The sequence below is a fragment of the Cellulomonas sp. H30R-01 genome (assembly GCF_010119915.1).
Lineage (GTDB): Bacteria > Actinomycetota > Actinomycetes > Actinomycetales > Cellulomonadaceae > Cellulomonas > Cellulomonas algicola.
Window position 1 is genome coordinate 3,761,565 of sequence record NZ_CP048210.1, and the last position, 12,327, is coordinate 3,773,891.

General features: G+C 76.2%; 11 protein-coding genes. 8 read left to right on the forward strand and 3 right to left on the reverse strand.

Features of this window, described 5'->3' with window-relative positions:
- Positions 1–110 precede the first annotated feature (110 nt).
- Positions 111–1,208 (reverse strand): ornithine cyclodeaminase, encoded by a 1,098-nt coding sequence (locus GXP71_RS16800; protein WP_162353583.1) that lies wholly within the window; start codon positions 1,206–1,208, stop codon positions 111–113.
- Positions 1,209–1,428: 220 nt separating this feature from the next.
- On the opposite strand from GXP71_RS16800, the gene GXP71_RS16805 reads away from it, so the two are divergent.
- The 6 genes from GXP71_RS16805 to aroA all read left to right on the forward strand — a co-directional run bounded on the left by GXP71_RS16805 (position 1,429) and on the right by aroA (position 9,046).
- Positions 1,429–2,787 carry a glycerate kinase gene (locus tag GXP71_RS16805; RefSeq protein ID WP_162353584.1) on the forward strand — a complete coding sequence of 453 codons (1,359 nt, stop codon included), beginning with the start codon at positions 1,429–1,431 and terminating at the stop codon, positions 2,785–2,787.
- Entirely contained in the window at positions 2,784–3,965 is a 1,182-nt protein-coding gene (locus GXP71_RS16810; protein WP_162353585.1) for an acetyl-CoA carboxylase biotin carboxylase subunit family protein, read from the forward strand. Before GXP71_RS16805 ends, GXP71_RS16810 begins: the two co-directional genes overlap by 4 nt.
- Positions 3,962–5,206, forward strand: coding sequence for an ATP-grasp domain-containing protein (locus GXP71_RS16815; RefSeq protein ID WP_162353586.1), 1,245 nt, complete (start codon positions 3,962–3,964; stop codon positions 5,204–5,206). Before GXP71_RS16810 ends, GXP71_RS16815 begins: the two co-directional genes overlap by 4 nt.
- Positions 5,203–6,474 carry an MFS transporter gene (locus GXP71_RS16820; RefSeq protein WP_162353587.1) on the forward strand — a complete coding sequence of 424 codons (1,272 nt, stop codon included), beginning with the start codon at positions 5,203–5,205 and terminating at the stop codon, positions 6,472–6,474. Before GXP71_RS16815 ends, GXP71_RS16820 begins: the two co-directional genes overlap by 4 nt.
- Positions 6,462–7,706 carry an ATP-grasp domain-containing protein gene (locus GXP71_RS16825; protein ID WP_162353588.1) on the forward strand — a complete coding sequence of 415 codons (1,245 nt, stop codon included), beginning with the start codon at positions 6,462–6,464 and terminating at the stop codon, positions 7,704–7,706. The genes GXP71_RS16820 and GXP71_RS16825 overlap by 13 nt, the downstream gene beginning before the upstream one ends.
- A 98-nt stretch (positions 7,707–7,804) precedes the next feature.
- Complete coding sequence (gene aroA, locus GXP71_RS16830; RefSeq protein ID WP_162353589.1) at positions 7,805–9,046, forward strand: 3-phosphoshikimate 1-carboxyvinyltransferase; 1,242 nt, start codon at positions 7,805–7,807, stop codon at positions 9,044–9,046.
- A gap of 19 nt (positions 9,047–9,065) precedes the next feature.
- Here the strand turns inward: aroA and GXP71_RS16835 are convergent, their stop codons facing one another.
- Both GXP71_RS16835 and GXP71_RS16840 read right to left on the reverse strand, forming a co-directional pair.
- A complete protein-coding gene (locus GXP71_RS16835) occupies positions 9,066–9,635 on the reverse strand; it encodes a histidine phosphatase family protein (protein WP_162353590.1) in 570 nt (189 codons plus the stop codon).
- Between the two features lie 107 nt (positions 9,636–9,742).
- A complete protein-coding gene (locus GXP71_RS16840) occupies positions 9,743–10,246 on the reverse strand; it encodes a pyridoxamine 5'-phosphate oxidase family protein (RefSeq protein WP_162353591.1) in 504 nt (167 codons plus the stop codon).
- Positions 10,247–10,454: 208 nt separating this feature from the next.
- On the opposite strand from GXP71_RS16840, the gene GXP71_RS16845 reads away from it, so the two are divergent.
- On the forward strand, positions 10,455–11,351 hold the full coding sequence (locus tag GXP71_RS16845) for an SDR family oxidoreductase (RefSeq protein ID WP_162353592.1): 897 nt from the start codon (positions 10,455–10,457) through the stop codon (positions 11,349–11,351).
- 261 nt (positions 11,352–11,612) lie between these two features.
- On the forward strand, positions 11,613–12,263 hold the full coding sequence (locus GXP71_RS20190) for a transglycosylase SLT domain-containing protein (protein ID WP_238402469.1): 651 nt from the start codon (positions 11,613–11,615) through the stop codon (positions 12,261–12,263).
- Positions 12,264–12,327 lie beyond the last annotated feature (64 nt).

Genomic DNA, 12,327 nt, shown 5'->3' on the forward strand with positions numbered 1-12,327 from the left:
GGGCCCACGCAGGGCGGTGCCAGGGCAGCGCGTGGTCGCGACGGTCGCGGGCGCGGGTGGTGCCGGGACGACGGCGGCGTGCGCGCGGCCCCGGGCGGGTCGTCAGGCCGTCAGCCCCACAGGTCGAGCGGCGTGCCGGTGCCGGACGCGCGGGCGCGGGTCCACGCCTCGTGACCGACCGCGACGTCGAGGACGGCCATCCCGCTGGCGACCACGACGCGGCGCCCGCGGTCGTCGGGCATGGGCACGGACCCGCTCACCAGGCCGGGGAGGTCGGTGAGGTCCGCGAGCGGCGCGACCTCGCCGCGTGCCGCGAGGCGGTAGAGCGGGCCGCCGATCTGGCCCGAGAGGCGGCGCTCCGGGTCGGGTGCGACCGACGCCTCCCGGACGTACTCCTCGTGCAGCCCGACGTGGTCGAGCACGACGGTGCTCGTGCGCCACAGGTCGTCGTCCCCGGTCAGCGGCCCGGACAGCAGGATCGTCGCGGTTGGGGAGAACGCCGCGGCCGGGAGGTGCAGCGGGTGGCTGCGCGACGCGGCCACCGACACCACGTCGGCGCCGTCGACGCACTGCGCGGCGCTCGTGCAGACCACCACGGTCGTCCCGGTGAGCGCGGGGTCGTGCGCGAGGTTGCGTGCCTGCGCCTCGACGACGTCGAAGAACCGCACCTCACGCACGAGGGGCAGCCGGTGCAGGAGCGCGACGAGCGCCGCGCGGCCGATCACCCCGCAGCCGACGACCGCGAGCGTGCGGGCCTCGGGGGCGAGGTGCTGCGCCGCGACGGCCGGCACGGCCCCCGTACGTGCCGCGCTGATCGCGTTGGCCGACATGAGGCACAGGGGCTCGCCGGTGCTCTTGTCGTTGAGCATCAGCGTGAGGACGGAGCGGGGGAGGCCTGCCGCGGCGTTCGCGTGGTTCGACCCGTACCACTTGTTGCCGCACACGTCGAAGCGTCCGCCGAGGTACGCGGGCATCGTGACGAAGCGCCGGTCCGGTCCGGCCAGCGGCATCCCGGGGAACGGCGAGGACTCGGGGAAGTCGAGCCCGAGCCCGTGGCTGTCGCCGTGCGGCCCGCCCATCAGGTAGTCGCCCCGTGCGAGGAGGTGGAAGACCTCCTCACACAGGGCGGTGACCTGAGCGGGCGCCGTGACGCCGGTCGACACGACCTCGCGCTCGGACAGGTGCAGGTACGCCGTGGTGGCGGTCATCGGTCCCCCTCGTGGCAGGGTGGCGGCCCCCTCGGCACTCCACCGGTGTCGCCGCGGGACAGCCCCGACCAAGGGTTGCCGCGGGCGACGGCGGAGGAACGTAGCACGGCCATCAGGCGAACTTTTCGGTGGTCCACACCGGTCTGGACGCCTTTGGACGGCCTTGTCGGGCTCGGCTATGGTCCTCAGCCGGCCGACCGGACAGGGGGTGGAGGCCACCATGACGACGACCCTCGAGGGTGCCGTCGGACGGGTGCTGGACTCGCGCACGGCGGTCCGCTCGCTCGTCGCGGCAGGGCTCGACGCGGCCGACCCGCGCGCGGCGACGGCCCGCCACCTGCGGCTCGACGGCCACGTGCTCACCGTCGGCGGACGCCGGCTGGACCTGGCCCGGTGCGACCGGGTGCTCGTCGTGGGCGCCGGCAAGGCGACCGCGCGGCTGGTCGCGGGCATCGAGGACGTCCTCGGCGACGCCGTGACCGACGGGCTCGTCGTCCTGCGCCCCGCCGACGCGCACGTCGGGCTGCGCCGCGTGCGCACCGTGGTCGCCGACCACCCGGTGCCGTCGGGCGCGAGCGAGACCGCGGCGCGCGCCCTGCTGGCGCTCGCGGCGACCGTCGGCCGCCGGGACCTGGTGCTCGGAGCGTTCACCGGCGGGAGCTCCGCGCTCGTCAGCGCCCCGCCGCCGGGCGTGACCGCCGCCGCGAAGCAGCACCTGCACCGGCTCCTGCTCGCGTCGGGGGCGCGCATCCAGGACGTGAACGCGGTGCGCAAGTCGGTGTCCGCGATCAAGGGCGGGCGCCTGCTCGCGGCGGGTGCCGCGGCGACCTGGGTCAACCTCACGGTGTCGGACGTCGTCGGGGACGACCCGGCCTACCTCACGGACCCGACCTACCCGGATCCTGACGGGCCCGCCGTCGCACGGCACGTGCTGGACCGCCTGGGGCTGTGGGACGCGGTCGACCCGTCCGTGCGCCGGCACCTCGCGGCGGCGCCCGAGCCGCCCGACCTGTCCGCCACCGACCTCACGACGGTCACCGTCACGTCGGGCGAGGACGCGCTGCGCGCGATGGTCCGCCGAGCGCACGAGCTCGGCCTCGAGCCCGTCACGCTCGACCCGCTCGAGGGCGAGGCGACGCAGGTCGGGGCACGGCTCGCGACGGCCGCCGCGGACCACGCGCGCGCCGCCGCGGCGAGCGGGCGGCCCGTGGTGCTGCTGGCTGCCGGGGGCGAGACGACCGTCTCGCTCGGCGGGGTCACGATGACCGCGGGCACCGGTGGTCCCAACCAGGAGGCCGCGCTCGCGTTCGCGCGGGCGTTGCCGGTGGGCGCCGACGTCGTCGCCGCTTTCGTGGACTCCGACGGTTTCGACGGCCCGACCGAGCACGCAGGCGCGCTCGTCGACGCGGGCACGGTGGACCGCGCGTCCCAGGGCGGGCACGACGTCGACGCCGCGCTCGCGGACCACGCGTCGACGGCCGTCCTGCGCACAGCGGGAGACCTGCTGACGACCGGCGCGACCGGGACGAACGTGAACGACCTCGTCGTCGTCGTGTGCGGCGCCGGGAGCCTCGCATGAGCGCGCGCGTCCTGCTCCTGGGCTGGAAGGAGCCCGTGCTGCGCGAGCTCGTGGCGCGCGGCGCCGACGTCACCTGCGTCGTCGAGCCCGCGCGGGACGTGGCGCTGCCCGGCGTGAGGGTCGTCCGGTGCGGCGCGCCCGCCGACGCCGCCGCGGTCGTGTCGGCGCTGGTGCGGGACGGCGTGGCGTGGGACGACCGCACGCACGTGCTCTCCGCCAAGGAGTTCCCGCTCGTCACCGCCGCGGTCCTCGCCCGTGCGGCCGGTGCGTCCGGGATGCCCGTCGAGACGGCCGTCCGCCTGCGCGACAAGGTGGCGCAGAAGCGCGCCGTGTCGGCGGCCGGGGTGCCCACGGCCGACACCCGGCTGCTGCACGACGCGGACGACCTGCGGTCGCTCGACCTCTCCGCACCCGTCGTGGTCAAGCCGGTGTCGGGGGGCGGCTCGCACGACACGTTCGTGCTCCGGGCGGACGACGAGGCGGCGCTCGAGCGCGCGGCGGCGCTCACCCGTGCGGCTCCGCCCGTGCTGGTGGAGTCGTACGTCGACGGGCGCGAGCTGCACGTCGACGGCGTGGTCCGGGACGGCGCCGTCACGCTGCTGACGGTGTCGCGCTACCTCGACAACCTCATCCGCGTCGGCGACGGGGGTGCGGTCGGCAGCGTCATCCAGCCGCCGCACCGCGCACCCGGCCTCTACCGCGACGCCGAGCAGCTGACGACGGCGGTGCTCCGCGCGATCGGGCACGCCGACGGCATCTTCCACCTCGAGGCGTTCGAGACGCCCGACGGGCTGGTCTTCGGCGAGTGCGCCGGGCGGGCGGGCGGGGGCGGGATCGCGCGCGCCTTCCGCGAGTCGACGGGGGTGGACCTGCACGTCGCGTGGGTCGACGCGGCGCTGGGTGCCCCGGCTGCGACAGGCGTCGCACCGGCGGACGAGGCCGTCGGCCAGCTGCGGCTCGTCCCGGGACCGGACGCACGCGAGCTGTTCTCGACGCAGGACGCCCTGGCCCTCGGGGGGGTGGTGTGGGCGGACGTCGCGGGCGCGCCGAGCCGGGACCCGCGCAGCGGCTCCGACGTGGCCGCCGGCTGGCTGGTCGCGCGGGAGGCCGACCCGGGTGCGCTCGGGGACCGCCTCCGGGACCTCGCGTCCTGGTTCGCCGCCGGGAGGGCGTCGTGACGGGCGAGGTCCTCGTCCTCGGCTGGAAGCCCGGGCTCGGACAGGTGCTCGCACGGGCAGGCGTCCCCGCACTCGTCGTCGTCGGCCCGGACGACGCGGGCCGTGCCTGCGGTCCCGGTGAGCATCCCGCCGACCTGCTCGTCGTCGACGCGCCCGGCGACCCGGCGGCCGTGCTCGCCGCTCTGAGGCGACGGCGGCCCCGCCGGAGCCTCGCGGGCGTGGCAGCGCTCAGCGAGCGCGCCGTGCTCCCGGCCGCCTTCCTGCGCGCGGCGCTCGACCTGCCCGGCCTGCGGCCGGCGGAGGCGGTGGCGTGCCGGGACAAGGCGGTCCAGAAGCAGGTGGTCCGCGCCGCCGGCCTGCCCGTCGCGCGCGCGGTCGCGGTCGAGGCGGCGGAGCTCGCGGACCCGTCCGGGGTGGAACGGGCCGCGGAGGCCTGCGGCGGGCTGCCCGTCGTGGTCAAGCCCGTGGACGGCGTCGGCGCCGGCAGCACGACGGTCGCGCGGACCGTCGCGGAGCTGCACGCCGCCGTGCGCGACGTGCACCGCGCAGCCGGCGGCCCTGCGCTGGTCGAGGAGCTCGTCGTGGGCCGCGAGCACCACGTCGACGGGTGGACCGAGGACGGCGAGCTTCGTCTGGCGTCCGTGTCCCGCTACGGCACGAACGTGCTCGCGGTCCGTGACGGTGCGGTGCTGCGCTCGACGCTCGTCGACGACACCGACCCCGCGCACGCCGCGGCCCGCGACCTCGCGGCGCGCGCGGTCGCCGCGCTCGCGCTCACCCGGTCGGTGTTCCACCTCGAGCTGTTCGTCCGGCCCGACGGCGGCGCGGTGTTCTCCGAGTGCGGCGCGCGGCCGGGCGGCGGGTTCATCCCGCACACGGTGGCGGCACGCTGGGGCACGGACCTGCGGGAGGTCGCCGTTCGGCTCGCCTCGGGCCGGCCGGTCGACCGTCCCGCACCGGTCTCGACCGACGCGTACGGGTTCACCTTCCTGTCGGCGGCGCCCGGGCGGATCGTCGCGCGGCCCGCGGACGACGACGTCGCGGCGCTCCCCGGCGTCCGCGCGGTGCACCTGCCGTACGGCGTCGGCGACACCGTCCCCGACGGGGCGCTGTCCTCGGGCCGTCGCCTCGGCCTCGCCCTCGTCGGCGGGCGCGACGACGCGGAGCTCGAGCGCAGGCTCGACGCGACGGTGGCGTTCGTGCACGCCCGCACCCGGGTCACGACCGAGGTCGGCCGGTGACCGCCCTCGCGGCCGCCGACGCCGACCGCGCGTCTGCCGCGGACCGCCGGGTCCGGCCGCTCGTCCTCGCCGCCGGACTGGACTCGGTGGGCACGGGAGTCTTCGCGGCGTCGGCCACCGTGTTCTTCGTCTCGACGGGTGTCGTGACCGCGGCCCAGGCGGCGACGGCGGCGACGGTCGCGGGTGTGGTCGCGCTGCTCGTGCAGGCGGCGTCGACGCGCGCCGTCGCCCGCGTCGACGTGCCGCTCGCATACGCGGTCGTGAGCGTCGTGCGCTGCCTGGCGTACCTCGGGTTCGTCCTCGTGGACGACCCGCCGGCCTACGTCGCCCTGCTGCTCGTCGGGGTGTGCAGCGACCGGGCGGCGTCGCCGCTGTTCCAGCTGCTCGTGGCGCAGGCCGTTCCGGACGACCGCCGGGTCACGGCGATGGCCCGCGTGCGCAGCGTGCGCAACGTCGGTCTGGCGGTGGGCTTCGGTCTGGCGGCCGCGACCCTCGCGCTCGGCCCGACGGCCGTCCGGGCGTCGTTCGTCCTCAACGCCGTGTCGTTCCTGGGGCTGGCCGGCGTCGCGCTGCGGCTGCGGCGGGCCGCGACCGTCACCGGGGCGCCCGTCGCGGAACCCGCGTCGTCGGTACCCCCGCACGCGAGCCCTGGCGTGCGCAGCCCGTGGCGCGACCGCCGCTACGTGGCGCTGACCGTCGGCAACGCGGTGCTGTCCCTGCACGACGCGCTGCTGTTCATCGGCATCCCGCTGTGGCTCGTCGAACGCACCGACCTCGAGCTGAGCCTCGTGCCCCTGACGCTCGTCCTCAACGCCGTCCTGACGGTCGCGGCGCAGGCGGTGATCGCGCGGGCGCTGGCGCGCGGCCGTCCCGTCGCGTCGCTCGTCCTGCCCGCGGCGGTGCTGCTCGTGGGCGCGTGCGCCGCGATGGCGTTCGTCACCACCGGTACACCGGAGGCGCTCGCCGTCGGGCTGCTCGCGGTGGCCGTCGTCGCCCTCAGCATCGCGGAGAACCTGCAGGCCGTCGCCGGGTGGGAGCTGTCCTTCGTGCTCGTCCCGGAGGGGGGCCGCGCGCGCTACGTCGCCGCGTTCAACGTCGGCGTCAGCGCACAGAAGGCGCTCGGGCCCGGCGCGGTGACCTCCGCGCTCCTCATCGCCGGCACGGCGGGGTGGGCGGCGCTCGCCGTCGCGTTCGCCGGTGCCGCCCTCGTCCTGCGTGCGGCCGCCCGGCCCCGCCCCGACGTCCAGGAGACGACGTGCACGTCCTGATCCTCGGCCACGGCCGGCACATGCCCGCGACGCTGCGCGCGCTCGACCCGTCGACGACCGTGTCCGTGCTCTGCGAGATCGCGGCGGTGCCGCGTGTGCGCGACCTCGCCCAGGTCAGCCGGCTCGTGGGCGTCACGGCCGGGGCCCCGGTCGACGAGTGGGTGGAGCTGGCGCGCGGGGTGCACAACGCCGCGCCCGTCGACGTGGTCGCGGCGTTCGGGGAGTGGCTCCAGGACGTCGCGGCGGCCGTGGGGGAGGCGCTCGGCGCCCGGTCGCACGCGCCGTCGACGGTGCGGGACGTGCACGACAAGACCCGCACGCGCGCGGTGCTCGCCGCCGCGGGCCTCGACGACGTCCGGAGGGGGGCGGTCACGCGCGTCGATCAGGCCCAGGACGTGGTGGCCTCGGTCGGGACGCCGTGCATCGTCAAGCCGGGGGACGGCGTGGGCAGCCGCGGTGTCACGCTCGTCGAGCGGCCCGCCGACGCCGCGCGCGCGTTCCTCGCGGCGACGGGCGGTCGACCTGACGCGGTCGACGCCCCCGTGGTCGTCGAGGAGTACCTGGTCGGGCCGCAGTTCTCGGTGGACATGGTGGGCCACGGCGGTGAGCACCGGGTGCTCGGCGTGGTCCGCAAGTACTCGGACCCCGCGTCGTTCGTCGAGCTCGGCCACGTCGCGCCCGCGCCGGTCGCGCCGGACGACCGGGACGCGCTCGCCCGGGCGGCCGTCGCGGCGGTGACCGCGCTCGGGGTGACGGAGGGCGCCACGCACACCGAGCTGGTGCTGACGGCACGGGGCGCGCGGATCATCGAGACGCACCTGCGGCTCGGCGGCGACGACATCCCGCGTCTGGTCGAGGACACGACGGGCGTCGTCCCCGAGCGCGAGGCGGCGCGGTCCGTCCTGCGGCTCGGGCCTGAGTCCGCCCCGGTCACAGACCCGCGCGGCGCGGCGTCCGCGATCTGGTTCGTCCCGGCCCGGGTCGCCGGCCGGCTCGTCGAGCTCCGCGGCCTCGACGCGGCACGGGCGGCCGACGGGGTGGTCGCGGTCGACGTGCTCCGGGCCACGGGAGCCGACGTCCGGCCGCTCGCGGAGTCGAGCGACCGTGTCGCGTCGGTGCGCGCCGTCGGGCCGGACCCGCGCACGGCCCTCGAGCGCGCGCGGGTCGCGGCGGCGCTCGTCCGTGTCGTCGTGGAGCAGGACGCCCCGGCGGCGCTCGACGCCCTGGTCTGACAGCCGGCCGGCCGGCCGGTGGCCGCGTCGTCGGACGTCCGGTCCGCACTCCGGTCGACGGCCGCCGCCGCTGTGCCCGGTGGCTACAGTCGCGGCCCATGGCCGTCGTCACCGTCCCCGGTTCGAAGTCCGTGACCGCGCGCGCGCTCCTGCTCGCCGCGGCGGCGGACGGCCGCACCACGCTCGTCGACCCGTTGCGGTCCGACGACACCGAGGCGTTCGTCCTCGGCCTGCGCGCGCTGGGCTATACGGTCGCCGACGCGGGGCGCGAGTGGACGGTCGACGGGCGGCCCGCGGGTCCCGCCGTGCCGACCGCCGAGGTGTTCTGCCGTGACGGTGCGACGACCGCGCGGTTCCTGCCGGCGCTCGCGGCGACGGGGCACGGCACGTTCGCGTTCGACGCGTCGGACCAGATGCGACGCCGGCCGATGGCGCCGCTGACGCACGCGCTGCGTTCGCTCGGCGTCGGTCTGACCTTCCGCGGGGAGCCGGACCACCACCCGTTCGACGTCGTGGCGGACGGGGTCGACGGCGGCCGGATCCGGCTGGACGCCGGGACGTCGTCGCAGTTCCTCACCGCGCTGCTGCTCGTCGCGCCCCTGTTCCGCGACGGCCTGACGATCGAGGTCGAGGACCTCGTGTCGGTCCCCTACGTGGGGATCACGCTCGCGATGATGCGGGCGTTCGGGGTCGACGTCGCCGTCGACGGCGCGTCGTACGCGGTCCCGCCGGCGACGTACCGCGCGCACACGTACGCGGTGGAGCCGGACGCGTCCTCGGCGAGCTACTTCTTCGCGGCCGCGGCGGTGCTGGGCCGCACCGTGACCGTCCCCGGGCTGGGGCCGGACGCGCTGCAGGGGGACCTGGGCTTCGTCCGGGTGCTCGAGCAGATGGGTGCCGAGGTGCGCCAGACGGCGTCGTCGACGACCGTCGTGGGCGGCCGCCTGCGCGGCGTGACCGTCAACATGCGCGACATCTCCGACACGATGCCCACGCTCGCGGCGATCGCGCCGTTCGCGGACGGCCCGACGACCATCGTCGACGTGGCGAACACGCGCGTGAAGGAGTGCGACCGGCTCGAGGCGTGCGCGCAGAACCTCGCGCGGCTCGGGATCGAGGTGGAGACCGGCCCCGACTGGATCCGAGTCCACCCGGGCACGCCGACGGCGGGTCAGGTCGAGACGTTCCGCGACCACCGCATCGCGATGGCCTTCAGCATCACCGGCCTGCGGACGCCCGGGATCACGCTCGACGACCCGGCCTGCGTGAAGAAGACCTTCCCCACGTTCCACGACGTCCTCGCCGAGACCGTGGCCGGGCTGGCGCGCGAGGCGGGCTGACGGTCGGACCGTCAGACCGTCAGACCGTCACGAGGCCGAACTCGACGAGCCCGCGCAGGTCCGTGCGGGCGTCCCAGTCGAAGACGTGGACCGACCCGTTGTGGATCGGCACGTCGAGCGTGTCCGCGACGCCCGGGGCGACCCCGGTGACGACCGCGCGGATGACGGCACCGTGCGTGGTCACGGCGACCGACGCGTCGGCCGGGACCTGATGGCTGAGGTCGTCGAGCGCGGCGAGGGCCCGAGCCCGCAAGTCCTCGACGGGCTCGAGACCGGGCACGGGCTGACCCGGGGGGAAGGTGCGTGCGACCTCGGCGGGCGTCAGGCCCTCCTTGGCGCCGTAGCACCGCTCGACGAGGCGCTCGTCGAGGGCGGGAGCGGGCAGGTGCAGCACGCGGGCGACGATCTCACCGGTCCGGCGGGCGCGCGCGAGCGGGGACGAGACGACGGCGTCGACCCCCGTCAGGAGGCGCGCGGCGGCCTCTGCCTGCGCGAGACCGGTCGCGTTGAGCGGGATGTCGGTGCGGCCCTGGAGGCGCCGCTCGCGGTTCCAGTCCGTCTCGCCGTGGCGCACGAGGAAGACCCGCACCGCCCCCCCTCTCGCCCCGGCCCGTCGTCGACGCGCCGGGGCGAGTGTGGTCGATCCGCCGGCACCGCACCCGGACCGCCACGATCCGGACACGCCCCTCGGTCGGCTCAGAGGTGGACGGTCTCGTTCTCGCCGCCGTCGTAGCGCTCGCCGGTGAGCTTCGACTTCACGAGGCTGAGGGCGGTCGTCAGCTTGTTGCCGGGCGCGTCCCAGTACTCGGCCGTCTCGCCGTGCACGACCAGCAGCACGAGCCCGGGGGTCTCGGGACCGTCGGGGAACCACGCCTCGGCGACGGGGTTCCACAGCTCACGGGCCTTCGCGACGTCACGGACTACCTCCGCGGTCCCGGACACCGAGACCCACGACGTGCCGCCGACGAACGCGGCGTTCACCGGGCTGCCGTGCGCGATCTCGTCGACCTTGTGGCTGTCCGCGTCGGCGAAGAACCACAGGTCGCCGCTGAACTCGGCCTCCTGGATCCCCATCGGGCGGCTCACCAGGCGGCCGTCCGCGGCGACCGTCGTGAGCATCGAGACCTTGGAGTCGCGGATGAGCTCCGTGACCTTGGCGATGTCGTCGTCGACCCGGGCGGTGTCGTCGTCGTGCGTCATGCCGTGCTCCTCCGTCGTGGGAAGCGTCGCGCGTGCGCCGCCCGGCCACGGTAGGTCCGGTCGGGTGCAGTCGCACGACGGGGGTGCCGCGGGCCCGAGCCGCGGCCGGACGGCCCGGTCCGATAACGATGTCGAAGCCGTTAGGGTCGAACGCCAGGACCACCGCCGCCCCCGCCGCCGGGGTCCCGCACCCGTGAAGGAGAAGACGATGTCGTCCGACCAGCTCACGTTCGACAACCCCGTCGAGCGCCACGCGCACATCAAGCCGCACGCGTCGTGGCAGCCGCTCCCCGGCCTCGACGCCGAGCTCGACCCCCAGGCCGACCACGGCGAGACGACGTACCGCGGCACGGGCCGTCTGCCGGGACGCAAGGCGCTCATCACGGGCGGCGACTCGGGCATCGGCGCGGCCGTCGCGATCGCGTTCGCCCGCGAGGGCGCCGACGTCGCGCTGAGCTACCTGCCCGAGGAGCAGGTCGACGCCGAGGCGATCGCGGAGGTCGTGCGGGCGGAGGGACGGACGTGCGTGCTGCTGCCGGGCGACATCCGCGACCGCGAGTTCTGCCGCACGATGGTCGCCGACGCGGTGGCCGGGCTCGGCGGGCTCGACATCCTCGTGAACAACGCGGCCCACCAGGTCTACCACCCGTCGTTCGACGAGCTCGACGAGGCGGACCTGGACCGCACGATCCAGACCAACCTGTACGCGATGTTCTGGATCACGCGCGACGCGCTGCCGCACCTGCCGCCGGGCGCCACGATCATCAACAGCACGTCGGTGCAGGGCTACAACCCGTCGCCGATGATCATCAACTACGCGTCGACGAAGTTCGCGATCATCGGCTTCACCAAGGCGCTCGCGGCCGACCTGGCGCCGCGCGGCATCCGCGTCAACGCCGTCGCGCCCGGTCCCGTCTGGACGCCGTTGCAGGTCAGCGACGGGCAGCCGGCCGAGAAGCTGGACGGGTTCGGCGAGTCGTCGTGGCTGGGCCGGACCAGCCAGCCCGTCGAGCAGGCACCCGCCTACGTCTTCCTCGCGTCGCCGGAGTCGAGCTTCGTCGTGGGCGAGGTCATCAACGTCAACGGCGGGGCGAACGTCCCCTGACGGCGGCGCACACCCCCGGGGTCCCCGGGGCGCCGAGGTCGCGTCAACCTCACGGCGGGTGCTCATGTGCGGCGCGCGACGTGCCGATCTGGTGAGTGCGTCCGACGACCACGGACCGGGCACCCGCTGCCCGACGTGAGGAGCCCGCCCGCCATGACCGCGTCACCGAAGCGCCATCGGCACCGCGCCGAGCCCGCGCCGCGCCGCCTACCCGCGTGGTGCCGGTCGCGCGCCGTCGCACCGCTCGTGAGCGTCGGCATCGTGACAGTCGCGGTCCTCACCAGCGCGAGCGCGAGCTCACGCGGGCCCGCGGTGGGCGCCGAGCCGCCGCACGACGTGCTGTCCGCCGCGCGGCTCGCGCCCGTCGCCGACGCCGTGACCGCCCCCGCCGACGCGTCGTGGACGGCTCCCGACGCCGAGGCGTCATGGCTCGCACCCGCCATCCGCGCGGAGGTCGACCGCATCGCCGCCGAGAAGGCCGAGGCCGAGCGGCTCGCCGCGGAGGCCGCCGCCGCGGCCGCCGCGCAGGCGGAGCACGAGGCCGCCGTCGCGAAGGCGGCGCGCGACAAGGCGGCCCGTCGGGGTTCGGCCGGGTCGACGCCGGTCCTCCCGTCGCGCACGCCCGTCGGCGAGGTCAAGCAGTACGCGGCGTCGCTGGTCGGGGCGGACCAGTTCGGCTGTCTCGAGGCGCTCTGGCAGCGCGAGTCCGGCTGGAACCCGGCGGCGACGAACCGGTCGTCGGGCGCGTTCGGGATCCCGCAGGCGCTGCCCGCCACCAAGATGGCGTCGGCCGGCGCGGACTGGCAGACGAACCCGATGACGCAGGTCCGGTGGGGCGTCTCCTACATCCACGGGCGGTACGGCTCGCCGTGCGGGGCGTGGGCGCACTCGGAGTCGCACGGCTGGTACTGAGGGGTACGGCTGGCGCCGAGCCGGATCAGAACCGAGCAGGACGCGTGCTGAGCGGCACGGGTGC